This is a genomic window from Dyadobacter sp. CY261 (genome assembly GCF_021440085.1).
Classification (GTDB): Bacteria; Bacteroidota; Bacteroidia; order Cytophagales; family Spirosomataceae; genus Dyadobacter.
Map to the genome: position 1 here is coordinate 35,969 of NZ_JAKCPW010000011.1, position 24,870 is coordinate 60,838.

Annotated in this window: 17 protein-coding genes; 6 read left to right on the top strand and 11 right to left on the bottom strand. The window is 51.6% G+C overall.

Annotated features, from left to right (window positions below):
• Positions 1-40: 40 nt before the first annotated feature.
• The 4 genes from LZD49_RS26500 to LZD49_RS26515 form a co-directional block, all read right to left on the bottom strand.
• The gene (locus LZD49_RS26500; RefSeq protein ID WP_234670728.1) at positions 41-691 is read right to left on the bottom strand and encodes an RNA polymerase sigma factor; all 651 of its coding nucleotides are present in this window, start codon (positions 689-691) and stop codon (positions 41-43) included.
• 82 nt (positions 692-773) lie between these two features.
• A complete protein-coding gene (locus LZD49_RS26505; protein ID WP_234670730.1) occupies positions 774-2,009 on the bottom strand; it encodes an RNA polymerase sigma factor in 1,236 nt (411 codons plus the stop codon).
• Positions 2,010-2,104: 95 nt separating this feature from the next.
• Positions 2,105-2,440, bottom strand: coding sequence for a YciI family protein (locus LZD49_RS26510; protein ID WP_234670731.1), 336 nt, complete (start codon positions 2,438-2,440; stop codon positions 2,105-2,107).
• A gap of 75 nt (positions 2,441-2,515) precedes the next feature.
• Positions 2,516-2,968 carry a carboxymuconolactone decarboxylase family protein gene (locus LZD49_RS26515; RefSeq protein ID WP_234670732.1) on the bottom strand — a complete coding sequence of 151 codons (453 nt, stop codon included), beginning with the start codon at positions 2,966-2,968 and terminating at the stop codon, positions 2,516-2,518.
• A 251-nt stretch (positions 2,969-3,219) separates the two neighbouring features.
• On the opposite strand from LZD49_RS26515, the gene LZD49_RS26520 reads away from it, so the two are divergent.
• Together LZD49_RS26520 and hmpA are read left to right on the top strand one after the other, a co-directional pair.
• The gene (locus LZD49_RS26520; RefSeq protein WP_234670733.1) at positions 3,220-3,657 is read left to right on the top strand and encodes an Rrf2 family transcriptional regulator; all 438 of its coding nucleotides are present in this window, start codon (positions 3,220-3,222) and stop codon (positions 3,655-3,657) included.
• Positions 3,658-3,713: 56 nt separating this feature from the next.
• A complete protein-coding gene (gene hmpA / locus LZD49_RS26525; RefSeq protein ID WP_234670734.1) occupies positions 3,714-4,916 on the top strand; it encodes an NO-inducible flavohemoprotein in 1,203 nt (400 codons plus the stop codon).
• Between the two features lie 2 nt (positions 4,917-4,918).
• On the opposite strand, the gene LZD49_RS26530 is transcribed toward hmpA, so the two are convergent.
• The gene (locus LZD49_RS26530) at positions 4,919-5,317 is read right to left on the bottom strand and encodes a DoxX family protein (protein WP_234670735.1); all 399 of its coding nucleotides are present in this window, start codon (positions 5,315-5,317) and stop codon (positions 4,919-4,921) included.
• Between the two features lie 123 nt (positions 5,318-5,440).
• Between LZD49_RS26530 and LZD49_RS26535 the strand changes: the two genes are divergently transcribed.
• Positions 5,441-5,776: a helix-turn-helix domain-containing protein gene (locus tag LZD49_RS26535; RefSeq protein WP_234670736.1), complete on the top strand. Its 336-nt coding sequence runs from the start codon at positions 5,441-5,443 to the stop codon at positions 5,774-5,776.
• A 12-nt stretch (positions 5,777-5,788) separates the two neighbouring features.
• Here the strand turns inward: LZD49_RS26535 and LZD49_RS26540 are convergent, their stop codons facing one another.
• The gene (locus tag LZD49_RS26540) at positions 5,789-7,297 is read right to left on the bottom strand and encodes a glycosyltransferase family 39 protein (protein WP_234670737.1); all 1,509 of its coding nucleotides are present in this window, start codon (positions 7,295-7,297) and stop codon (positions 5,789-5,791) included.
• Positions 7,298-7,409: 112 nt separating this feature from the next.
• Positions 7,410-10,868, bottom strand: a complete 3,459-nt coding sequence (locus tag LZD49_RS26545) for a ThuA domain-containing protein (protein WP_234670738.1) — start codon at positions 10,866-10,868, stop codon at positions 7,410-7,412.
• Positions 10,869-11,063: 195 nt separating this feature from the next.
• Between LZD49_RS26545 and LZD49_RS26550 the strand changes: the two genes are divergently transcribed.
• From LZD49_RS26550 to LZD49_RS26560, 3 genes are all read left to right on the top strand, one after another.
• Positions 11,064-11,798 carry an NrtR DNA-binding winged helix domain-containing protein gene (locus LZD49_RS26550; RefSeq protein WP_234670739.1) on the top strand — a complete coding sequence of 245 codons (735 nt, stop codon included), beginning with the start codon at positions 11,064-11,066 and terminating at the stop codon, positions 11,796-11,798.
• Positions 11,799-12,014: 216 nt separating this feature from the next.
• Positions 12,015-12,446, top strand: a complete 432-nt coding sequence (locus tag LZD49_RS26555; RefSeq protein ID WP_234670741.1) for a hypothetical protein — start codon at positions 12,015-12,017, stop codon at positions 12,444-12,446.
• A gap of 68 nt (positions 12,447-12,514) precedes the next feature.
• Positions 12,515-13,165 carry a response regulator transcription factor gene (locus tag LZD49_RS26560; RefSeq protein WP_234670742.1) on the top strand — a complete coding sequence of 217 codons (651 nt, stop codon included), beginning with the start codon at positions 12,515-12,517 and terminating at the stop codon, positions 13,163-13,165.
• On the opposite strand, the gene LZD49_RS26565 is transcribed toward LZD49_RS26560, so the two are convergent.
• The 4 genes from LZD49_RS26565 to LZD49_RS26580 form a co-directional block, all read right to left on the bottom strand.
• On the bottom strand, positions 13,098-16,145 hold the full coding sequence (locus tag LZD49_RS26565; protein ID WP_234670744.1) for an ATP-binding protein: 3,048 nt from the start codon (positions 16,143-16,145) through the stop codon (positions 13,098-13,100). The genes LZD49_RS26560 and LZD49_RS26565 overlap by 68 nt on opposite strands.
• Positions 16,146-16,432: 287 nt before the next feature.
• Positions 16,433-19,501 carry a T9SS type A sorting domain-containing protein gene (locus tag LZD49_RS26570; RefSeq protein WP_234670746.1) on the bottom strand — a complete coding sequence of 1,023 codons (3,069 nt, stop codon included), beginning with the start codon at positions 19,499-19,501 and terminating at the stop codon, positions 16,433-16,435.
• A gap of 41 nt (positions 19,502-19,542) precedes the next feature.
• Entirely contained in the window at positions 19,543-21,207 is a 1,665-nt protein-coding gene (locus LZD49_RS26575) for a RagB/SusD family nutrient uptake outer membrane protein (protein ID WP_234670748.1), read from the bottom strand.
• A gap of 12 nt (positions 21,208-21,219) precedes the next feature.
• Positions 21,220-24,768, bottom strand: coding sequence for a TonB-dependent receptor (locus tag LZD49_RS26580; protein WP_234670749.1), 3,549 nt, complete (start codon positions 24,766-24,768; stop codon positions 21,220-21,222).
• Positions 24,769-24,870 lie beyond the last annotated feature (102 nt).

Genomic DNA, 24,870 nt, shown 5'->3' on the forward strand with positions numbered 1-24,870 from the left:
CAAACGCGGTGCGTTTTAATCCATTTTTTTGGAAAAAATTTCAGGATTTTAGGAAAAAAGAAAACAAAACCGGGATTACAGACGACAATTGCATGATTTCCCGCAGGGTTTTCAGACCTGTATAGATGAACTTACAAGCCGACTGATAGTTGACCCCCATAATGCGCGCCACCTCCTCGTTGGTCAACTCGTGAAAAAACCGCAGGTGAATGGCTTCCTGCTGCCGCTTGGGCAACTGCGCCATGGCGGTTTCAAGCTGACGCGATTGCCGGGTCAATGTCTCCTGCCGCACGGTCTGGCTTTCGAAATGGTCGTCGTGCGTCTCCATGCGCTCTTCGTCGAGGTTGTCCGGTTGTTCGAACCGCAAGTGCCGTACGAGCTTATAGCGAAGCGATTTGAGCAGGTAGTACCGGAGAGAGCGGATATCGGTCAGGTTCTCGCGGTTTTCCCAAAGTTCTACAAAAAGGTCCTGTGTACAATCCTGGATCAGGCTGCGGTTGCTTGTCACTTTGTAGCCGTAACGGATCAGATGGTGCACATGCAACTGGTACAGGCGCGCGAATGCCAGCCGGTCGCCCTTTTTGAAAGCGTCCCAGAGCGAAGCGTCGTCAGCTCCGGCGAACCCGTCGGCGGATGTGCCCGGCATGGATGTGCCCGGCATGGATATACCCGGCATGGATATGCGCCCCATTTGGAAGTGTTATTGAAATGTGAACCGGGCAAAAGTACGACTATTTGAATATTATAACGAAATTTTATCAACTAAATAAGACCTACAATTCCTGTAAGCGCCGGATATTCCTGAAAAGGATTGCCCTGTCCGCTTGCGAATGTGCAAGCTGGATCGCGCTTTCGTAATTCAAAATGGCCTGCGCCCGGTCTACGCCCGTGTAAAGGTTACCCAGCAGTGAATAATAAAAATGGTTGTTTGTAAGGTTTAAATGCAGTGCCTGCTGAATAGCAGCTTCCTTGCCGTTCACTTTCGCCAGCGCATAAACGCGGTTCAAAGCCGCGATCGGGGAATATTCGATCGCCAGCAAATGATCGTAAAGGTCCAGGATATGCAACCATTTTTCAGGCGAATCTTCCTTATGCGTATGCCAGTAAGCGATGGCCGCTTCGAGGTGATAACGGCTGAGTTTTTCACCCGCGGATGCCCGGCCGAGGTAATAAGCGCCCCGGTCTATCAGCTCCTGGTTCCAGAGCGATTCGTCCTGGTCTTCATACAACACTATTTCACCATTCGCATTGGTACGCGCCTCGAAGCGTGACGAATGGAAGCACATCAGCGCAAGCAATGCGCTCGCTTCGGGCCGGTCGGTCAGCTCGTTTTCAACTAACAAAAAGTTGAGCCGCATGGCCTCTGCGCAGAGCTCCTTGCGTAAGATGGTATTTTGCGAAATAGAATAATAACCTTCCGAAAAAAGCAGGTACAATGTGGTGAGAACAGTTTCCAACCGCCCGCTGATCTCGGTCACCGATGGCTGCTCAATCCTGATGTTGCCCTCTTTCAGCTTTTCCTTCGCGCGCTGGATGCGCTTGTACACGACCTCCTTATGGACCAGAAATGCATCGGCAATTTCCTGCACGCCAAAACCGCACAGCAGGTTCAGCGCCAATGCCACCTGGGAATCAGCGGGGATCAGTGGGTCGCACACAGCGAATATCATCGCCAATTGGCTGTCCGTAATGTTTCTGGCCGACATGTCGATATCGATTTCCTCTTCCATGTCCGACGAATAGCGGATTTCCGAAGCGACCTTCTGCTCGAAAATTGAATTTCGTTTCAAATGGTTCTTCGTACGGTTCTTGGCAACGGTGTACAGCCAGGCTACCGGGTTTTCGGGCACGCCCTTGATGGCCCAGGTTTCGGCCGCGGCCAGGAATGTGTCGCTGGCAATGTCTTCGGCGATTTCTACGTGTTCGATCCCGAAAAGGTAGCAGAGCACCGCCACGAGCTTGCGGTATTCGGTCCTGAAAAGATGGGGCAACAGTTCTTTTTCCTCCATGATAACACGTGCCCGAGCGTCGGGGCCCGGCTGATGTAGCCGGACCCCGACGCTCGGACACGTAAAATTATCAAAAAAGCATCAGCAAACTGCAATCAGAGTGCTTTCCGGATTTCCACAGTTCCGCCGAATTCCAGTATAGGAACCTCCTTGGCAATTTCGGCAGCTTCGAGGTAATCGGCCGCCTTAATGATCACCATTCCGCCGATCGACTCTTTTATTTCGGCATAAGGGCCATTGAGGACGGTTTTCTGCCGGTCGACCACGAGGCCTTCACCGTCCCATTTTCTGCGGAGCACAATCCGGTCTTCGCCGGCCATCTTTTCGTACCAGGCATACCATTTCTGAAAATGCTCCTGCAACTGCTCGGGCGAAGGCTGATTTTCCCTGCTCTGGAAATCTCGCCGGAATACCAATAAGAATTCGTCCATATCGTGGCTATCGTTTAAAATAATGTGCTTTTCTGTTAAAATACGAAAGCTAGTCAGAAATCCTCAATCCGCGGCTCAACCGAACTGGCCTACCTGATAAGTACCGATCCCGCCCGGGAATGCGATATTGATGCGGTTCCAGGTATTGATCGCCGTTACGACCATGGTCAGGTCGACCAATTCTTCATTGGAGAACTGAGCTGCTACCTCCCGGTACACCTCGTCGGTAATGTGCGTGGCGGTCACCGCTTCGGCCCATGCAAATGCGGCGCGTTCCCGGTCGGTATAATAAGGAGCTTCACGCCATGCGCTCACACCGTACAAACGTTGCTCGGTTTCGCCCATCGCACGCAGCTCTTTCGAATGCATATCAAGGCAGTAAGCGCATTGGTTGATCTGCGACACACGGAAGTCCACCAGTTCTACCAGTTGACGGTCGATAGTCGATTTCTTAATGTAGCCTGCCATATTGAAAAGCGGCTTTAATGCATTTTGTCCTTTTTCAAAGAAATTAAGTCTGGTTTCCATTTTTAAGCAATTTTGAATTTAAAAACCTAATGACAATCAGGTTTTCGGATCTGGACAGAAGTTGGAAAAAATTTCTAAAGTTTTTTTCATCGGCATTCTAAGAAGACTGGTCTTAGAAATCTCCCCAGACTGCCGGTATCCATTTTCCAACTCTTTATCGACTCAAATTAATAAAAGATAAAAAACTCTTTTATTTTAAAATTGCCTCCTATCTTTGCATTCAGGTAAGCGGTCGTGGGCCGGACAGACAAATGGGAATATTTTCAAAAACATGTGAATATGCGATGCGGGCGGTGTTTTACATCGCGCAACGCTCGGAAGAAGGCGAAAAGGCCGGCATCCGGGAAATTGCGGAGCATATCAATTCCCCGGAGCCGTTCCTGGCCAAGATCCTTCAAAAGCTGAGCAAGGAAGGGCTCATCCTCTCTTCCAAAGGCCCGAATGGAGGTTTTTACCTCGATTCCGGCGGGTTGAAACGCCCACTGGCCGACATTGTACAGGCCATCGAAGGCGACAGCATTTTCATCGGTTGCGGAATGGGACTGAGCTATTGTTCCGAAACCAATCCGTGTCCGTTGCACGACGATTTCAAGAAGATCCGGACACAGATCGTCATCATGTTGCGTGGTACTTCCATTGGCCAGTTTAATGAAGAGCTCATTCAAGGACAGCTTACCCTGAATAAATAATATTTTTTTACCCAAATAAAGGATAAAAATGTCTTTTATTTTAATTTTTCAACATCATGTCCCCACAACAAAAAGACCTCGTAAAGGCCACTGTACCAGTACTGAAAGAACACGGTGTGCTGCTGACAACCCACTTTTACAACCGGATGTTCACGCATAACCCCGAATTGAAACACCTTTTCAATATGGGTAACCAACAAAACAAACGCCAGCAAACCGCCCTCGCAATGGCCGTGCTCGCTTATGCGGAAAATATTGAAGACCCCTCAGTGTTGTTTCCGGTAGTGGATACCATTGGCCACAAGCACGCAAGCTTACACATTCGTCCGGAGCATTACGCGATCGTGGGCAGGCACCTCATCGCCTCCATTGCCGAAGTGCTCGGCGAAGCGGCCACGCCCGAACTTCTCGAAGCATGGACGATCGCTTATACCCAGCTCGCGGGATTGATGAGCGGTCACGAGCAAAAGATTTATGACGAAAAAGTAAGCCTTCCGGGCGGCTGGTCGGGCTGGCGGCCATTCGTGGTGCGTAAAAAGGTGAGGGAATCCGAAGAGATCACTTCCTTCTACCTCTACCCTGTCGACGGCGGCGCTGTGGCCGATTTCAAACCGGGTCAATACATCAGCATCCGTCTCTTTTTGCCCGAATATAACCTCCAACAGCCGCGGCAATACAGCCTGTCGAGCGCGCCGAACGGTGAATACTACCGCATTTCGGTGAAGCGGGAGGCAGGCAGCCAGCACCCCGACGGGATGATCAGTAACCGCCTCCACGACTTCGTCGAGCCCGGCGAAATTGTGGACCTTTCGGCCCCATCCGGAAATTTCACCTTGAAAGCCGACGACGGTAAACCACAGGTATTCATCAGCGGAGGCGTCGGACAAACGCCATTGATCGCCATGCTCGAAAGCCTTGTACGCGCGGAAGCCAATGCGCCCATTACCTGGGTACACGGTTGCAAAAACGAGCAGGTGCACGCATTCAAAGCCGATTTGCATGCCATCGCCGAGCAGGTAGCGCATGTGGAGAAGCACTTTTTTTACGACTCGGCCGAAAGCCTTTCCGCCAATGAATACCTCGGTTGGGTGTCTCTCGACCAGCTTCCGACCGAAGCATTGCACCCCGAAGCGGTGTATTACATCTGCGGACCGGGGCCGTTTATCCGTCAGCATTACCGCTACCTGGTCGATCGTGGTATTGAGAAGTCGAACATACACTTTGAAGAGTTCGGGCCGCTGTCGTTGTCGGTCAACTAGGCTTAGCAGGGGGAGGCAGCACGCTCCTGCCTCCCCCACGCGACGAATGCCGCCAGGAGACCAAAAAACAGATTGAACACAGGCGATTCACCCCTTGAAAGGTGAAAAAGCATTGCGCAGAGCATGAGCAGCACCACACACGCCGCCGTTACGAACGTCAAAGCCGGACGGATACGCAACCATGCAGGCAATATCAATCCAATACCCGCCAGCAAATCGATTATTCCCGTCAGCTTGACAAACATCGGTGATACCTGGCCGGTCCATTGCCACATGGCCGCCAGCGCCTCCGGCGATTCGAACAGTTTCATATAAGCTGCCCAGACGAGCGTTACCGACAGCAGCGATTGCACGATCCATAGCGTGATGTGCATTGTTTTGGAGTTTTTTTTGATTGCCATAATCCGTTGTTTTGTGATAGGGCAAAAGTATCTACCTTCGCTTTCCGTTCGATAGTACTTTCCGCGTTGGATAGTACTATCCAATCGGGTAGTAATGGAGATTTAGAATTAGCCCAAAACAACATGCTCACAGGAAACGGCTGCCCCAAAACCGCATTATCCATTCGTGACGCGCTCGAAGCACTCGAAGGACGGTGGAAACTGCTCATACTTTTTGCCCTTTCGTCCGGACCGAAACGTTTCAAGCAACTTTCGACGGAGGTTACGGGCATTACCGACAAAACGTTATCCAAGGAATTAAAAACCCTCGAAATGAACCAGCTGATCAACCGAAAGGTGTTCGACACATTCCCACCGACAGTCGAATATTCGATCACCGAACACGGGGCATCGCTCGAAAAAGTACTCGAAGAACTGCATTACTGGGGCCTGGCGCACCGGGCGAAGATTATCGGTTAGCAATCCATTTCTCTACCATTTTTCCTCATCGATTTCCTTCGCCAGCCTGTCTCTGATGTCGACGCGGGCATCCCGAAAAACAAATACCGTCGTCCCCCATTCCCTGGCATAATGGTTCGTTACCGAATCTGCGGCGTAACCGGTTGCGAAAAGCGGACCGGTTTCTTTCATTTCGTCCCCTTCATCTCCCCAGGTTTTGACCCGAATGAGGTGTTTGTATTTCCTGGTGAGGTCGAACCAATTGATATAATCCGCATTGAATGTGACTGCGCGAACGCCCGTTTTGGTATAATAATTAATGGCCCCGGCCTGTCCATAGTTGTCGCAAAGGACCAAGGTCGCTTCGCGGTCGGGTGTGGAGGTGTAGGCGGCATCGACTTTGGCCGCCAGTTCGCGCCAGCCAAGCATATCGGCAAAATCCTGTGGCAACTGGTGGTCCTTACCGTCTTCCCACCGCAGCAGTCCGAATTTCCGATATGGCTCCGGGTTGGCAGTGATCTGTTCGGGTGTTTTGTTTGGAAAAGCTACGTTGAACAGGGGAACAAAAAGTATCACCGGAATGGCCGCAAACAATGCCCTAAACCACGCAGCTTTCACTTTTTCGCCAATATACAAGGCCCCGAACGCAATGTAAATCGGATAGATACCGATCGCATAGTAGCCCTTCGCACGCAGGTAAACAAAGACAGCCAGCGTAATGATGATCGAGAAAAAGAAGAGCCGGTATTCCGAAAGCGGTTTATAAGTCAACAAGGCATATAGCCCTGCGACGATCACAAACAGTGCGCCTACAAAATATAGTAACTGTTCTTTCAAAAAATCAGCCCGGTTTACATTCACCAGCTGCGTTTTGGCCAGCTCATTCATATGGTGGATCACCGGAAAACCATGCTGATATTGCCAGATCAGATTAGGCGAAATCAGGGCGAACGCCAGCAGCAATGCCAGATATACATGCCGGGTCAGCAACAGCGTGCGCTGGTTTGTCAGTAGAATGGCCGGCAGCAGGCCGACAACGGCAAATGCGATGTTGTATTTATTCAAAAATCCGATCGCGAAAACCGCTGCGAAGCCGTAAAGCCATTTTGGGTTTCGCGATTGGATGAAACTGATCAGAAAAAAATAGAGTGTGGTCCAGCAAAGAACATCCAGCGAGTTGGGCTGGAAAAGTTGGTTTAACCTTAATAACACTGAAAAAACAGTACACAAAGCTGCCAGCACGCAAGCATATAAATTGCCGCCGAGCCTATCCACAGTTTTCCAGACAACCAGGACCGTCAACGTCCCGAACAGCGCCGGGAAAAACCGCACTACCCCTTCACCATTACCCAACGCCTTGATGATCCAGGCGATCCATGACGTAACTGGCGGTACCGACAAAAAACCCCAGGCGAGGTGGTTGGCCTGGTCGAGATGCAGGTACTCATCGCGGTGCAAGTCATATTCAGGGATAATCAGAAAGTAATGTAAAATGAATTTCAGGGCGATGAACGCGAGCAGCAGGACGGTTTTCTGGTTCATTTCAGTGCTATTTTAAAGCAATTAAAGCGCTGGCAGACAAAAAGCATACTGTTGACATAAAAAAACATCCCTCTGAAGCCAAAGGGATGCTTTAAAATTTGCGTAGGCCAAATTATTGCGCCGCTGACGCCATTATTGCCTGCGCACTCATGACGACCATCAGACTGCCGGATGATTTGGAAGGGTTTACAAAAATCATATACACATCGTGCGGTTTGCCATCTGTTGCGGGCAACTTCACCGGAATATCCAGGCTAGACGGTTTGAAATCCATCTTATCGGTCGGTTCCAGGAAAGCCGACTCACCGATCAGCTTGCCGGTCGGGCTATCGAGCCGCAGCTCAATTTTACCTCCGGTGGCGTTCAGTTGCGGCTTCGGGGCCGTCGCCATCAGCCGGAATGCCGATACGCCGTTGAGGTCTACCTGCTTCAAGCCCATAAAAGCACCTGATTTCGCCGGAATAGCCAGGTTATTCCCGCCATAGGACATTTTATTTACATTATCATACACATCAAAACCATGCACGTCCAGGATGGCATTTCGCAAGACGAACGTCTGCTCGGAGCGCAACGCGGGCAGGCCTTTGGCACCTTTGTCCTCGTACGCTGCACGGACCACGAACACTCCTTTCCCTTTGTCGCCATTCGGAAGCGCGGCCGTGTAGTTTCCTTTTGTAGGGAGCGATGCCTGGGCAGTTCCCGACGACAAACTCAGAATGTATTTAACCATTTCGGAGGCATCGCCTGCCGAAAGCTGCGGGTGCGCGGCCATTGGCGTTTCGCCCCATACACCGCTTCCGCCGTTGATCACCTTTTTCGTCAGCGTCTCCACCGCTGTGCCATTGCCTTTGTATTTGCGCGCCACATCCGCATAAGCCGGACCGATCGATTTCTTGTTCACGCTATGGCAGGCCTTGCAATCACTCGCTTCGATCAGCTTTTTGCCGGCGGCGGATGCCCCGGTTGCAGACTGCGCCGCCGCATCCGCCGAGCGGTGACCCTGCGCTATGGCGACTTTATCAAAGCCTTCGGGCAAGTAATCGATATTAACTGCCACACGGTCTTCGTCGATGCCGTTTCCGAGCGCACCATCCTCTTTGTCCTTCACTTTCACATCATAAGGGAATGGTTTCCCAGGCACAAAAAACGACTTGTTGGCTCCCGGCATTTCCAGGCTGAGCACAGGCGCCTCATTGCCGACGGTAACGTCCAGCGACTGGGTCGAAATGCCTCCTTTACCATCACTTACTGTTAATACCGCTTTGTAGACGCCTGTTTTGGCGAGTGTTAATGCCGCATCCTGTGTATTAACTGTTTTGGTAAAACCATTTTTAGAAGTGATTTTCCAGGAATAGCTCAATGCATCGCCATCCGCGTCGTCGGTCCCTGCTGCAGTGAGCTTCAGGGCCAGCGGTGCGGAACCGCCTTGCTTATTGGCGACCATCTCGATCTTCGGTTTGCGGTTTCCGCCATTGTATTCGATGCGGATCAGGCGGGCATCGTCGTTGGCGCTAAACCAGCCGGAGCCGTATTCGAGCATATAGAGGTCGCCATTTTGCGCAAATTCCATATCCATCGGGTTCGAGAATTTGTAACTCGGCATAAAGCGCTCCATGGATGCATAATTGCCATCCTTATCCATCGTCACAGCCATGATCCAGCCGCGCATCCATTCGTAGGCGAGCAGTTTGCCATTATAATAAGCGGGAAATGCATTGGGTACGCCTTTGAAATCGTCCGAATAAAATACGGGTCCGGCCATGGCGTTACGGCCTCCGGCACCAACGAGCGGGAACTCAGGCGAGGCGTCGTAGGGATACCAAATGAATGCTTTCTGCGCTGCTGGCAGCACTTTAAGGCCTGTATTGCTGGGCGAATTGTTCGTCGGCGCAGCCACGTCCCATTTCTCTCCCGACTGGCTGGCTGTGAAATCATATTTGTTGTAGGCCTTGTTGTCGCCTACGAAATGCGGCCAGCCGAAATTCCCTGCTTTGCGCGCCTGCCCTACCTCGTCGTGACCAGCCGGGCCACGGTTCACATCCGGCTTGGCGGCATCAGGCCCCACCTCGCCCCAATACACGTAACCCGTGTGCTGATCGACCGAAATACGGAATGGGTTCCGATGGCCCATCGTGTAAATCTCAGGGCGTGTTTGCGGTGTGCCTTTCGGGAAAAGGTTGCCTTCCGGAATCGTAAACGAGCCGTCGGCCTGCGGTTTGATGCGGATGATCTTACCACGCAAATCATTGGTGTTCGCCGATGATTTCTGGGCGTCCCATGCCTCGCGTCCGGCGCGCTCATCGCTTGGGCTGTATCCGTTGGAACCGTGCGGATTGGTGTTATCACCAGTCGAAAGATAAAGATTGCCCGCCTTGTCCCACGCAATGGAGCCCGCGGTATGGCAGCATTCCTCCCGTTGCGTCGGTACATCGAGCAGGACTTTGCGGGATGCTAGGTCGAGCTCGTCACCTTTCAATTCAAACCTCGCCAATACATTTTTCGATTCTTTCGGATCCGAATAGTAGAGGTATATCCAGTGGTTTTGTGCAAAGTTGGGATCTTTATTAAGCCCCAGCAGGCCGTCTTCCCCCATCGATTCCTTGCCTTCCTTGCTGACATATTTTGTGCTGACAGGTAGTTTGGCGATCGTTTTCAGTTCCTTAGTTTTGAGATTATAGAGACGCACTTCCCCTTTCCGCTGTATAAACAAAATGCGCCCGTCGCCCAGCACGCTCAGTTCCATAGGCTCGTCGAGCTTTTCGGCCAGCACTGCTTTTGAAAAGCGGTTCTCTTCCGGACGCGCTTTGGCAAAATCCACGGGTTTCGGCGCGTCACCACCGGCAGCATAGCGAATGCCCGCCCAGAGGTGGTTCAGGAAGAGCGGCTCTTCGAATGTCTCGTCGGTATGCCCCATGGCCGTGTAAAACGACCGCCCGCCGTCGAATTCCTGGTACCAGCTCATCGGGTGGAAATCGGGATTCTTGCCGCCTTTGTAGCTGGTTTCGTCGATTTTCAGAACTACGTTGATTTTCGGGGAAATGTTTTTAAAACTGTAAAATTCATCGCTCCGCTCAAATTCGTCGGGCATACCCTGGGTAGCCCAATGGTTTTTCTGCGTGACAATAAATTTACCTTTCTGCACATTGTCCGGCATGGGGTGGTCGAGGAACCAGGCACCGGCGAGGGCACCGTACCATGGCCATTCATATTCGGTATCGCTGGCCGCGTGGATACCCACATAGCCGCCGCCTGCCTGAATGTAACGTTCAAATGCACTTTGTTGCTCCGCATTGAGGATATCGCCGGTGGTGTTCAGGAATATCACCGTACTGTATTTTTTCAGATTGCTTTCCTTAAACTGGTTGGCATCTTCGGTAAAACTGACGCTGAAACCTTTCTCCGCACCCATCTTGCCCAACGCCTTTTTCCCGGCCTCGATAGACTGGTGCCGAAACGCGGCCGTTTTGCTGAATACCAGCACCTGCATTTTGGCCGTCTGTGCCCATGCGTCGCCCAGCAAGAGCCATACACAGCAAATCATCAGACCGGCACGCTGTAAATTCTTCTTCATCTGGTCAGGTTGTTTGAATTAGTGACCAGCAAATGTAAATGAAAAAGTTTTATTGTCTACATTTGAGACAATAAAATATGTACTACTTTATATTCCACCAATACCATAATTCGGCAACATCTTCAATCCTGGCTTTAAAACCACCGCTATAAAAGCGATATTGCCGATTATACCACCTGCAACCCTACGACAGACATGCATTCACCGAGTGAACAGGACTATATTGAGCAACTTTCCATCGACTGCGTCATCTTTGGATACCAGGATAGCCAGCTCAATGTTTTGGTCCCGAAGCTCAATTTTAAGGGAGATTTCTGTGCGTTGCCAAGCGGGTTTATTTACCAGAGTGAGGGGATAGACCAGGCTGCCCGTCGCATTCTGGAAGAGCGTACGGGAATTAAGGACATTTACCTGGAGCAATTCAGGGTGTTTGGCGATTCACCACGTACCAATAAAAGTTTCCTCGAACGCCTGATCCAGTTGAATGAAGACGAACTGGGCGACCAGCATTTCAACAGGAAGGAGTTCGATTGGATTACGCGCCGCTTTGTTTCAATCGGGTATTATGCATTGGTGGATGTCAATAAAGTAGTGCCAAAAAAAACGGGCATCGACGAATCCATCAACTGGTACCCGGTGCGGGCGTTGCCGGAGATGATCATGGACCATGCTGAAATGGTACAAAGCGCATTGCACACCTTGCAGCTTAACCTGGACGAGAAGCTGATCGCATTCAACCTATTGCCCGAAACCTTCACGATGCGCGACCTGCAAGAGCTCTACGAATCGATCTTCGACCGCGCATTTCCCCGCAACAATTTCCAGAAAAAGATCCTCGACCTGGATGTGCTCGAACGGCTGGAGAAGAAGTTTACCGGCGCGGCCAACAAGGCACCATTTCTTTATCGTTTCCGGAAAGAAAACGCTTGAACTGCCTATTTGACGATCAGGAGGATAGCGCATAAGCCAGCCAGCTACTGCGATCAAACACTTTTTCCCGGCGTGGTGTCGATTCCAAATTAATTTGATGGATGATCCGCAAAAATAGGTGTGTGGCTCCAAAGCCACAACCGGTTAATACGAGAGCTACTTCTGATTTGGTTCGCAAGAGGAATCTTTGCACCGTATTAAATATTGTACGTCATAATGAATCTTGAAGATACCCTCAAAATACTGGTTTTCGATATGCACCCCATTACGCGCAAGGGGATCCGGATGATGCTCAACAATATTACAATGGGCGAAAATGTCACGGAAGCAATCAGCCTGAATCAATTCTACAAGCATTTATCCGATTCAGAGTTCGACCTCATCGTTGTGAGCGTAAATGAGCCCGACAGCTTCGATAGCCGCAAACTTTCAGGCAAACTCCCCAGAACTGCGCTGCTTTATACCGAAGAAGGTGCGGAAGAGGCCATCGACATTATGGCCATGGGCGCGGGGGCATGTATGTCCAAAAAATGCGTCGACATCGAACTCAGGGAAGGTATTTCAGCAGTGCTCACCAGGCGCCGCCATGCCTGTGCCTACACCCGGGCACTCGCCGATACGATGGTACCGCAGGGAATGCATTTTTGATTTCATTTCGGAATGCATTAATTTCAGTTATCACGACCAATTCGTGATGGAAATGCCCTTGCTAGCTTATGCCGCTCTCCATACTTATCGCCGACGATCACCAATTGGTTCGAAAGGGGCTTCAGATGGTCGTGAAGGACGTTCTCGGATACAATGTCGGTGTCGAATTCGCAGAAAACGGGCGGCAGGTCATCGAGAAGGTCACCGAAAAGGATTTCGATTTGCTGATCACCGACCTCAATATGCCGGAAACGAACGATCTGGCGCTCATTCCCGACATTTTAAGCATTCGCCCCAAACTCAGGATACTCGTCGTGACGATGAAGCCCGACAAGGTCTTTGCAACCCGTTTCTTCCAGGCCGGCGCACTCGGTTATGTCAACAAAAATGAACCGGATGCCGTGTTAGCGGAGGCGATCCAGGTCGTAAGTCAGGGCCGCCGATATATCTCGCGCTCACAAGGCGATATTTTTTCCAATGCATTGATGGGCAATGTGGCCAACACGCCTTTCGACAAACTTTCGAAACGGGAGTTCGAGGTGACATTGCTGCTGCTCAAAGGCTATGGCGCACTGGAAGTCTCTAATGCATTGTCTATAAGCGCCTCAACCGCAAGCAGTTATCGTTGTCGCGTTTTCGACAAGCTTGAAATCAAGAACCTGCTGGAACTGAACCATCTTGCCCAGGTATATCAGATCGATCCGGATTTGGAAGAGTAATGGTGAATGTACTCCCCCGCCCCGGCTCGGTGGTGACTGAAATCGCCCCTCCTATGTAGTCGAGCATCGCATGGATCAGCAAGCTGCCCGTACCGCGGTTTCCGGCCTGTCTGTCGCGGCTCATGAACAGCCCGATCTGCTCGTCGGTCAGGCCCTGACCAGTGTCTGAGATCGAAATCCGCAAGCGGCTTCCATCTTCCCTGCAAGACAAGCTAATATCCCCCTCGTACGTGTTTTTATTAGCATTGTCGATCAGGTTCCGAATCACCACGGAAAGTATCCGGTAATCCGAAAAGCATTGCTGGTCGGCACAAATAATGCTGAGTGTATTCCTGTTCACTTTGAAAAGCTCCTGGTACAATGAAGCGATCTCTTCAAACAGCTCTTTCATTGAAAACACGGTTTTACTCACTCTGAACCCCTCTCGCTGCGCGCTGATCCACATGAAGAACTGTTCCGTAAAGCCCAGCAGGTTTTGTGTCCCCAAGTGAAGATCGGAAAGGTAGGTATCGAGGTCGGCGGGTGGCAAGTGGGTGTGATTTTTCAAAAGTTTGCCGCTGATGAGGGAAATAAACCGGAGCGGCGAACGCATATCGTGCAGCACCATTGTGATAACGTGATCCTTGAACCGGTTACTTTCCAGCAGCGCCATTTCCGACTTCGCCAGGTCATCGACCGCGTTTTTCAGTTCGAAGGTTCGGTTAGAAATGGTGTTTTCCAATGCCAATGCTTCCCGTTCCAGCTTCGTAAGTCTCCTTTGGAATAGCAAATACCCGATCAACATCGAACAGCAAATGCAAAACAGGTAAAACCACCAGGTATTATAAAACCAGGGGGTCACCAGGATGGGTAATACCAGCTTGTTCGGACTTTTTGGACCCGCTTCGCCGCTCCGGCGGACGATCAGCTTGTAATCCCCGGCGGGAAGGCTGTTAATGGCCAGTTGACCCGTTTTATCGACGGCATGCCAGTACGGATCCAGGCCGGATACCTGGTATTCCAGGCCCAGATTTTCAGAATTTCCGAAATAAGGAGATGTTAATTGCACGGAAAGCCGCTTGAAATCGGGCGGCAGGCTGATCAACGTGTGATTGAACGCCACGAGCTGGTTATTGATCGTCAGGCTGTCGGTAAAAATGCTTTTTTCAGGCAGGTAAGGTTTGAGCCGGTTGGGATAAAACCATACCAGCCCTTTCATGGACGGAAGCGACAACAGGCTGTCTTTCAACCATAGATACGAAGGATCACATCCACCATTGAACTCATTCGTGGGAAGACCGTCGGACCGGTCGAAGCGAAAAAAGTAAGGTTCTTCCAACTGTCCTTCGGCATAAGCCATTAAATCTGCTTTCCGTACTTTGAACAGGCCATTGTTACTGGGCAGCCAAAAAAAGCCTTGGCCGTCTTCGATAAAGGAATGCACCGTTTTCAAAGCCTGTCGCATTCCCAGGGGCATCCGGTAAAGCTTGTTGTTTTGAAACAGGTAAAATCCTTTTCCATAAGTAGCTATCCACAATTTGCCGTCATCCTCTGCATAAACCGTGCGTATCAGCATCGAATCCAACACCGATTTGTCAATGCGGTTGCGCTCATAATCGTACCATTTCAAGCCGTTTTCAGTACAAACCAGGAAATAGGAAGGTCTTATTTGCCTGGCGAACAGTATCCTTGTTTTCTGTGGAAACTGCTTAAAATCCAAAACCTTGTCGTTTACAAGCCTGGCGAACCCGCTGCTCTGCGCAAACAGATAACTTCCTTTACCAGCCGGGCTCATATGCACGAACCCGTATTCCAGCTGCGCCACATCCAGCACATTTCCGCTACGGATATCAAGCTTCCGGAGCATGTAATCCTGCGCAAAGTAGAGTTGGCGATCGGCAGTAGTAAAAAGCAGCGCGGAAATGTCGTTTTTAATGGGCAACTGACGCGGCGGTGCATCCCGTGAAAACAGAAAATTCTTTACTACGAATCTCCCTTCACCAACATCGGCCTGCGCGTAGGTACTCTGGCCCAGAATCGGAGACGAAAACGGCGGCGACACAAATGGCGACCGTCGTACTTTGAACAGCCCGTCTGTTGACGAACCGAGATAGTAGACGCCCTGCGCAGGCACAAAACGAATGCTGCGCAGTCCGGGTATACGGATATGATGCAACTCAATAGCCGACTGAAAGCGGCCGTTGTGAAGCGACACCTTGTGCAGGTTCTCTCCTACATATACGTAAAAGCCATCGGGTGCAGGGAAACTCAGAAAATCCCCCGCCAGAAACCGTGCGTCGGACGCCAGCGTGCCACCGATCGATCCATACGCCGACAAATGACGACCGTTTTTCCAGACCTCGATATGGTTACCAGGCAAAATGCAAACGAGCAATTGGCCGGCTAAAATCGTATACCGGGGATTCCGGCCCGTATAAGTCCTGATTTTTAACGGCTTCGCACGCCTGGGCGACACGTAAAGCAGGCTATCCTGGTTCCGAAGGTAAACCTCTTTATCTGAAATACTGGATGAATATAGGAATGGGCTCGCTCCCAGGCGATTGTAAAAAAAGATAAGCTTTTTCAGCATCTCCTTTTCCCCAACTACCACACCATGCTGCCCCACGTGGGCCGACCATTTGGGCATCAGCACCGGCCGTGGTGCGACATGTTTTCCGGTAGCGGCTATCCTCAGTATCTGCCCTCCGTAAGCCTTGGCGTAAAGCGTGCCGCGAGCATCAGCCGTAAGCCCTTCCATCCGCTCCGATATCAGTCCTTTGATCTCGGAAGTTCCATAAATATCAAAACGCTGACCATCGTAACGTACCAGCCCCATTTCAGTGGCCATCCAGCAGAAGCCCCATTCGTCGAATGCGATGTCCTTTACGCTGTTTTGCGGCAAGCCGTTATCGGTATTGTATTGCGCAATGATGAGGTGCTGCGCGACAGCCGGATAGCCGCACAGGGCGAGCACTAGCAACAGGGGCAGCAGGATTCTCATGCTCGGGATGTATGGTAGATCAGGCGCATTCTCTAAATGAAGTTAATAAAAGATGGTATTTAAACGAAATACCTATCCGGCGCATATTAGTACTACGAGCGTCCTCAAATGATCCCCGGTCATGCCGTTAAAGTACTGCTTGACAAGCGGACTCACCGGGGATAATTTATAAAAAAATTTCTACAAATACCTCCCTTCCGAAATAGAACGCAAATACCTGGTGGGCTAAAAAGAAAAAGGTCTGCAAACTGTTTTACAGACCTTTTTAACTACCCATTGAACCGATTTCAGTTTTTATTAAATCGCGTGTTCTGCACCACGCCATCCGCCGATTCCACTTCGACAATGTAATTTCCAGCCCTCAACGGCCGGATACCCGGTACTGAAATAACTTCCGAGGGATTGGTATAACTTCTCGAAAGCATGCATTTACCACTCATGTCCACCAGCCGCACCAGCACCTTGCCTTCCAGCGACTGACTGAGCCGGATGTTCAGTTCGTCCGCGCCGGGATTGGGGTAAATATTGATCCGGGATTTCGAATCGTCGGCGTCGCGGTAGTTCACCGCCCTGATCACCGAATTTTCCGAATGGCCATCCAGATCCACCTGCTTCAAGCGGTAATAATTAATCGATCCGGTAACCGGCGCGAGGTCATGATAGCTATACGCTTTTTCCCTGGATGAATCACCGGCACCAGCCACTTTGCCAATTGCTTTGAAAGTCTTCCCGTCGGTGCTGCGCTCGATGACGAATTCCTTGTTGTTGGTTTCATCGGCTGTTTTCCATTGCAACAACGTGCCCGTGTTCGATTTTTCAGCCGTAAAACTGATGAGTGTCACCGGCAAGGTGGTGTCGTTGAGCTCCACGATGATCGCGTCGGCAGCAGGGATGGTCACCGTAAGTGTACCCTGCGCATTGGTCACCGCCTGACGGAGGTTTTGGGCCCCGCTGAACAATTCGCGGGTGGTGTAATTGGTGCTACCGCTCAGGCCGGCTCGCTGTAAATTGACATTGAAGGTTTTAGCTGTTCCGCCGTAGTTGAAAATAGCGAGGTACGATTTGTTGCCAATGGTTTTAACAAATACTTCATTGGCCTGATTGCCGGTATTGCCTTCCACCGGCGTGAAAACGGTACCGCTATGTGCCAGGTTCAGCAGATCGTCATTTTGCAGGAGCGTCTGCGCTTTGGTGGTCCAGGTACCGGTGGTCGAAAAATCGTCGCCGGTCACAAGCGTACCCGTTACGATACCGGATGCAAGCCGGGCGCGGTTTTCACCATCGCTTTGGGTGCCGAATACGAGGTGGTCTGCATCGAGGTAATTATAAATGTGCTTCTGCCACCAGCCGTAGCTTGTGCTGTTGAGCGTGTAATCGGTTTCGTTGATATCCTTGTACGCATCGCACGCGATCCGGCGCATATGTGCGTAGCGACCAGTGGCGAGGCTGGGCGAAATGGCGGCGTACACAAGCATCTTACCGTCGAGCTGGTCGGTCAGGTATTCCATTCCCTTTCGGTAGGCTTCCATTCCGGTGTGGATGGTGTTGTCGTAATAGCTGTCGGCTTCCAGCGCGGCGTGGCCGAGAAAATCGATTTTAATCATTTCAAAACCGCAGGCAATAAACTTGCCGATCACCATTTGCAGCCTTGCTTTGGTGCCTGGGTGTGTCGGGTCCAGGGCATAAGCGCCATCGAGCTCCACAGGATTGCCATTGGCTTTCGTCCAGGCGTCCTGGTAATTGTAGGAGCTCCCTTCCATTTGTCTTGAGAATTTACCCCAATCGACAAACGGTGCCCAGTAAATACCCGGCTTGAAGCCTTTGCTTTTGCAGTAATTGGCGAATTCAGTGAGTTCGCTAAAATTCCCATTCAGCCCGCCGCCCGACATATTGTCCCAATACGAATCAAGGTCAATGTAAAGCGTGTTGTCGCTGTTCCGGAAATCAGGCACACCGGTAGCGAAGAAATCCACCACCGATTTGGCCTTTGGCAGGTCAATCGACGACTGGACCGCCCCCCAGCTGTTCCATCCGAAAGGCGTACCGGCCGTCCAGTTGAAAATGTAGCGGGGCTCGGCCAGCGCATTCGCCTGTCCGAATACTTCGAAACCATTCCGCCAATCGGCCCCGTAGCTTACCAGGATCCGCGGCGAACGGCAGGCGGTTTGCCCTACCGACACCCAGCCATGGCCGCGTTTGTCGCGGGTAATGCTCTCCTGCGTCCACCCAGCCACCACCGCCACGTAGTTGGTAGCCCCTCTGCCCTCGCCTACCAGGTTCACGCCCGTTTTCCATACCGAATGTTCCACCGAACCGATCACCAGGCCTGTGCGGCTGGCATTGTCGTAAATCGCACCAGCTTCGGAACTAAAAAAATTGGCATACCGCACTTCCTTCGCGTCGTAGCGCACCCAGGCATCATTGTCGAATGGCACAAACAAGGCCCGACGGTCGGTATTGGAATGAATATCGACATAATTAGAAACCAGCGGGACCATTTTGTAGGAATTGGAGCCGTTGCCGGTAAGTATCAGTTCGGTAAAGAAATGCTCCTTGCCCGGATAGGTGTAAAACACCTGCTGCATGCCTATTGCCCCGCTTTTGGTCATCGTGATCACGTGCTTCGTCCCGCTGCCAAACGCATCGGTCACCGGCGACGAGGAATAAGTGCGATTGGTAAAACCGGCGCTGCTGTGCACCTGGTCGGAATGGGCTGTTGCCGTAGCCTCGCCAATCACTTTATTGTTATTGAAATACACCGTGTAATGGCCATTCGCCAGATCATAATCGACCCGGTTATTAGTTCCAAATGCAATGCTTTGGATATTGGGTGTATTAATCGGGGCAAAAGCGATCTTATCGATATTCGGGCCGTAGCTATTGGGATTATCGAGGCGGATGCTGTTGCTGCCCGCATTCAAAACAATGCTCACGGTAATCGCCGCCGGGGCCGACCAGCCGCCGGATGCCGGGCAAGAAATGGCAATAGGCATGCCGCCGTTGGGCGTCGCGTTGATCGTCCGCGGGTCGCCGGTGCTGTAAGTCAGGGTCAGGTGATAGGTCCCGGCCGTGGCCACATTCACGGGGATCACCACGGCCCCATTGCCCAGGTTACCCACCTGGCTGCCGCCGGAACAGCTTCCACAGCTCTGAATGTCGGCCCCATTGGAAATGACACCACTCTCAGCTTCAAAGCTTTGCGCCAGCGCATTCGCGCCGACGAGCGTCAGCATTCCCAAGCAAAGCGTTGCGCGGCAAATCGTTGCGCGGCAAATCGTTGCCCGGCAAATCGTTGCCCGGCAAAGCGTTGCCCATCCGCGGCACATGGCGCGCCGCCTTTTTGATAATTTTTCCATACCTAATTGAATTTCAGGTTAATGTTTTTAAAAAATGGAGATCAGTAGCCCTTGTTCTGCTGCAACGCCCCACCCGATGCCTGGATTTCGCTCTGCGGGATCGGCTGCCAGTAGTTTTTCTCCTGGAATTTGCGTCCTTCCAATACGATAATCTTCACGTATTCGATGGAACCGTCCGTCTTCTTTTCCGGCCTTACGCCGTAAGCAGGCACATTTTCGGTGGCATTGGCGATTTTCCAGCGGCGCACATCAAAAAACCGGTGCTCCTCGAATGCGAGCTCCACGCGCCGCTCGTTGCGGATGCGCTCGCGCATGGCTGCCTGTGTGAGGCCTGCCGGGAGGTCGGGCATTCCGGCACGTTTGCGGATTTGGTTGATCGCGCTATAAACTGTGGCATCCGGGCCGGTCGATTCATTGCGCGCTTCGGCATAGTTCAGCAGGATTTCACCGTAACGGATGTATTTCCAGGGTTGTGTGGCCGTCTGGTTCGCGTTACGGATCGGGTTTTGGTCGTTGATGAATTTGTAAACATAATAACCTGTCTTGGTCGTATTCCAGTTTTCATTACCATCCTTGCTATCCTGGCCGCCCGGCACGAATGTCTCCACTTTACGCTCGCGGTAAGGCGCGCCGTTGTACAAAACGCTCATCGTGAGGCGCGGGTCTCGGTTTTTGTAAGGATCTTTCGGATTGTAGCCCGATTTCGGATCGGTGATTTTGGTGCCGTCCATCATCTCATAATCGTCCACCAGGTTTTGCAGCGGCGTGTTGCCAGCCCAGCCGCCATAGCCATTCGGGCCATTTACGAGTTCGAGGTTGGTGTGCTCGTTGGTGGGTGAATAAAGGCGGATGAAAATGTCTTCGGAAGTATTATTGGTGAGAAAAAGCTTGCGGTAATCATTGTACAGTGAAAACGCATTCTTGTCCATGACCGCTTTGGCCGCTTCGGCAGCCTTCTGCCATTTGGCCACGTCATGCTGATCATTATTATACAAAGGACTGGCGGCATAAAGCAGCAATCTTGCCTTCAACGCCAATGCAGCATACTCGGAGCCACGGCCCGGCACAACATTCGACCCAGCCAGGCCGGCAGCGGCGGCATCGAGCTCGGTAATGGCGTAGGTAAGGCTTTCCTCAATGCTTTTCCGCTGGTAGAGTTCGGTATAATCGCGGTCTTCCAACGTATAAACCTTGTCGCCGATCACGGGAATGCCTCCAAAGTTACGGATCAGGTCATGGTAACGGTAAGCACGGATGAAGCGCAATTCCGCTTTCAAACGCTTTTTCCCCGATTCGCTCATCGGAACCTTATCGAGATTCGCCAGGCCATAGTTGCATTCCCGGATGCTGCGGTAACTGCGGGTCCAGGTGTTGGAAATCCAGCCGGTACGGTCCGGCGCGGCATTACCTTGTTGCACGAAATAGGTATCGTTGTCAAAGTTACAGATCGACTCGTCGGTCACCGAGCTCATCCAGGCATCCTCAAATCCACGACCAAAGCCCGGCTTGTCGCTCTCGGTAGACAGCTGCACGCCCACGTAACGGCCTACTACATACGCATCAGCAAGCGCAGAATCAGCCCAAATGGCCTGGTCGGAAATGATGTCGGTTGGTTTGGTATCCAGGAACGCGTCATCGCAGGCGGTAAACAGCCCTGTCAGCGCTACACCGGTCAACAGGTTTGATATCAGTTTATTCAATCTCATGTCTTTTCAGTTTTAAAATGTCACGTTCACACCCACGTTGTAAATCTTCTGCTGCGGATAGAAGAATGCATTCCCATTATCCCCCTCCGGATCGAAATCCTTCACTTTGGTGAATGTGAGCAGGTTAAACCCATTGGTATAAATCCGCAAGCCGCCCAGGCCAATTCTCGAAATGATTTTCGCAGGCACATTGTAAGCCAGCTCCACATTTTTCAGGCGCAGGAACGCCGTGTTCTGGAACCAGAACGTGTTTTTATAACTCCCATTCACACCCGTCCCCGTGCGCGAATCGATGCGTGGTGAATTCCCGTTCTGATTGGTAGGGCTCCAAGCGTCCTCGGCCCTCGACTGCATCACACTGCTGAATTCCCCCGCTTCCACCACCACATATTGCGCCACGCGTGCCTGGCCTTGCAGGAGGATATTCAGACTGAGATTTTTCCAACCGCCACCCAAATTCACGCCATAAGTGATCTGAGGTACATTGCTGAACTCCGAGCGGATGCGGTCGGCGGCGTCGATCTTGCCATCGCCATTGTAATCCTCGTACTTAAGGTCGCCCATTTGCGCACCCGACACGTGCGGGTAGGCATCGAGCTCCTGCTGGGTTTTGAAAACACCGTTCGCACGGTACATGAGGTCGGCATTCGGGTTACCAAGGTCGGAACCGAGCGGCATGCCGGTAGCCCGCTGGTAATCGAGGGTGTTGGGCGCTTCGTCGATGAATATCACTTCGCTTTTGGCCAACGCAAAGTTGCCGCCGAGGGTGTAGCTGAAATTGTTGTGACTGCCAGCATACTGGATCTGCGTTTCCAAACCGCGGTTATGTACTTCTGCGATGTTTTCTTTCGGGATCTGTGAGCTACTGATACCTGTCAATGCAGGAATACTTACATTCCGGCTGGCAAGGATATTGGTGCGGTTCTCGAAAAACAAATCGAGGTCAAAGGTGAGTTTTTTAAAGAAAGTAGAGTTGATGCCGACATTGTATTTCTTGGCCACTTCCCAGGTAATGTTCGGGTTGGCGAGCAATGAATACTGGATGAGTGGCACGTTGGTTGCATTGTTGCCCGTCGAAAAGGCGCCGTTACGCACCTGGAAATTGTCGCGGAACTGGTTGGCATTCACACGGTCGTTCCCAAGTTCACCATAGGAAGCCCTTATTTTCAGGTCATTAATGGCATTGCCGGTCTGGAACCAGGGCTCCTGCGACACCCGCCAGCCCAGGGAAATACCGGGAAAGAAACCGTAACGCTTGCCCGGAGGGAACACCGACGAACCGTCGTAACGCAACTGGATTTCAGCCAGATACCTGCCCAGATAATTGTAGTTCAACCGTCCGAACACATTACGCCGCGAAGTCCGGTAACTGCTGCCGCTGTTACCATAATCCACCGGTTGCGCACCCCCCTGGCTCAGGTCGGGTAATTGGGTGGTGATAAAATTGTTTCTTGAAGCGCTGAAAAACTCCTGCGTCTCCCGACTCTGCTCATAGGCGATGAACGATGACAATGCGTGATCGCCGAAGTTTTTGACATAATTCAGCTTGATATTGCCCGTCAGCAAAGCACGGTTGGTCTGGCTCTCGTACATCTGCGCCTGGGCAGGCCCGCCGAGCACGGTGCTGTATTGCTGGGTGGTTTTATTGTATTGATAAACGATCCAGTTGGTCTTCATCTCCTTCGTGAATGCAAAGCTTTGATCGGCTGAGAAGAAGCCATCCACCGACAACCCGTTGACCGGCAACTGGTAACTGGCCCGCAAAATGCCATTGGAAACCGTGGTAGGGCTGTTGTTGGTACCGGCCAGCGTTGCCATCGCAATGGGGTTTTTGCCTTGCTCTACACCCGCGGCCAGTTTTCCCTCCGGATAATAGGCAGGCAGTGTGGGATAAGTTCTGTACAAAAATTCAAACACATTGCTAGCCCCGAAACCGGCAATGTAGCTGCGGTTTTCGCGGCGCGTTGCCAGTTGTATGCCAAAGCTGAATTTGTCGTTGACATTCACATTAATGTTCGAACGGACGCTGTACTGGCGGTATTTGTTCACGCCGTTGCGATACAAACCATCCTGATACAAAGTCCCAGCCGACACGAAGTAGTTGATCTTCTCTGTGCCGCCCGAAACCGACAGGTTATGCTGGTTTTGCAATGCGACAGGCTTCATCAACTCCTTAACCCAATTGGTATTGGGATAATTGATGGGGTCGGAACCATTGCGGAATTTCTCGATTTCCTCATCGCTGTACCGCTGGTTCATGCCGCCCGACGGGTTACGGTAATAATCGATGGTGTTGAGAATGCCCGCGTAAGTAGGTGCGTCGACGAACTTGGGCAGGCGTGTCGGCTGCACGAATCCCTGGTTAAAGGAATAGTCAAAGCGCGGCTTACCGGCAAGACCTTTTTTAGTAGTAATCAAAATAACCCCATTCGCCGCCTGCGCGCCGTAAATGGCCGCCGAAGCATCTTTCAGCACCGAAATGCTTTCAATATCATTGGGATTGAGCCGGTCGAGCCCTCCTATTGCATTGGCAATGCCATCTATCACAATGAGCGGGTTACTGTTGCCCGTTGTTGCACGGCCACGGATCAATATGCTCGACCCATCGGAACCCGGCTCGCCCGAACGGTTATTGGCGATCAGGCCTGGCAAACGGCCGGCAAACGAGTTCGAAACGTTCGCCTGCGGACTGCGGGTGATCTCCGAACCCTGCACGGTCGCCACCGAACCGGTAATATTCTTTTTTGATTGCGTACCATAACCTACCACCACCACCTCTTCCAGCGATTTCGAATCCACTTTCAAAGTCACATCCACGTTCGTCTGGCTGCCCACAGCCACTTCCTGCGACAAATAGCCTACGAAAGAGAATATCAGCACAGGCGCGCCGCCCGCTGCGTTTTCATTAGGAATATCGAGCGCATAAGCGCCTTCTTCGTCGGTAACAGTACCCCGCTGGGTTCCTTTCAAAACCACACTTACCCCCGGAAGCTTGTCGCCCTTGTCGTCTATGACAGTGCCGGTGAGCCGGCTGTCGGCCACTTCGGCATTGCCTATGGTTGTAGCGGCACCGGGCGTGAGGGGGTCTTCCGAAAATGACACTTTGCGGGTGCGTTTGAGGATGATCTGGCCGTCGCCTGGCTGGTATTCGATCTGCAAGGGTACAAGAAGCCGGTCGAGCACGGTCGAGAGCTTCTCGTTGCTCGCATTGAGGCTCACTTTGGCATGCACCGGAATGATGCTGCGGCTGTACGCAAAACGCACGCCGGCCAGGTTTTCCAACCGGTCGAGCGCACGCCCCAGCGAAATATTTTCGATCTGGATGCTCACGTTTTTGGCCAGCAGGTCCTGCGCGCTGATGTCCCGCGCATACCCGCCCGCCGCGATCATCCCGATCAGGAAAAGCTGTAAAATCGATAACCGCATAATAAGGTATGCCGTCTTGCTTTTTAGAAAAAAGTACATAAGTTTGAATTGGTTAATATGAACACTAGGAAGCCTTGCATCACCTGCCAGTGATGTTCCATCAAGGTCTTCGTTCAGGATCAGGGGTGCTTCCATCACTCCTGATTTTTTTTGAAGCGGGTATTATTTAAGCTGTCCGGATTTTTTCATAAAGGCGTAGATTGGTGTTAGGTATGGTTGGGTCCTGAATACTATTTT

Bases quoted from the DNA above. Each gene is read 5' to 3' on its own strand.
- LZD49_RS26500 (WP_234670728.1), bottom strand. From the start codon at position 691: ATGGGGCGCATATCCATGCCGGGTATATCCATGCCGGGCACATCCATG.
- LZD49_RS26505 (WP_234670730.1), bottom strand. From the start codon at position 2,009: ATGGAGGAAAAAGAACTGTTGCCCCATCTTTTCAGGACCGAATACCGC.
- LZD49_RS26510 (WP_234670731.1), bottom strand. From the start codon at position 2,440: ATGGACGAATTCTTATTGGTATTCCGGCGAGATTTCCAGAGCAGGGAA.
- LZD49_RS26515 (WP_234670732.1), bottom strand. From the start codon at position 2,968: ATGGAAACCAGACTTAATTTCTTTGAAAAAGGACAAAATGCATTAAAG.
- LZD49_RS26520 (WP_234670733.1), top strand. From the start codon at position 3,220: ATGGGAATATTTTCAAAAACATGTGAATATGCGATGCGGGCGGTGTTT.
- hmpA (WP_234670734.1), top strand. From the start codon at position 3,714: ATGTCCCCACAACAAAAAGACCTCGTAAAGGCCACTGTACCAGTACTG.
- LZD49_RS26530 (WP_234670735.1), bottom strand. From the start codon at position 5,317: ATGGCAATCAAAAAAAACTCCAAAACAATGCACATCACGCTATGGATC.
- LZD49_RS26535 (WP_234670736.1), top strand. From the start codon at position 5,441: ATGCTCACAGGAAACGGCTGCCCCAAAACCGCATTATCCATTCGTGAC.
- LZD49_RS26540 (WP_234670737.1), bottom strand. From the start codon at position 7,297: ATGAACCAGAAAACCGTCCTGCTGCTCGCGTTCATCGCCCTGAAATTC.
- LZD49_RS26545 (WP_234670738.1), bottom strand. From the start codon at position 10,868: ATGAAGAAGAATTTACAGCGTGCCGGTCTGATGATTTGCTGTGTATGG.
- LZD49_RS26550 (WP_234670739.1), top strand. From the start codon at position 11,064: ATGCATTCACCGAGTGAACAGGACTATATTGAGCAACTTTCCATCGAC.
- LZD49_RS26555 (WP_234670741.1), top strand. From the start codon at position 12,015: ATGAATCTTGAAGATACCCTCAAAATACTGGTTTTCGATATGCACCCC.
- LZD49_RS26560 (WP_234670742.1), top strand. From the start codon at position 12,515: ATGCCGCTCTCCATACTTATCGCCGACGATCACCAATTGGTTCGAAAG.
- LZD49_RS26565 (WP_234670744.1), bottom strand. From the start codon at position 16,145: ATGAGAATCCTGCTGCCCCTGTTGCTAGTGCTCGCCCTGTGCGGCTAT.
- LZD49_RS26570 (WP_234670746.1), bottom strand. From the start codon at position 19,501: ATGGAAAAATTATCAAAAAGGCGGCGCGCCATGTGCCGCGGATGGGCA.
- LZD49_RS26575 (WP_234670748.1), bottom strand. From the start codon at position 21,207: ATGAGATTGAATAAACTGATATCAAACCTGTTGACCGGTGTAGCGCTG.
- LZD49_RS26580 (WP_234670749.1), bottom strand. From the start codon at position 24,768: ATGGAAGCACCCCTGATCCTGAACGAAGACCTTGATGGAACATCACTG.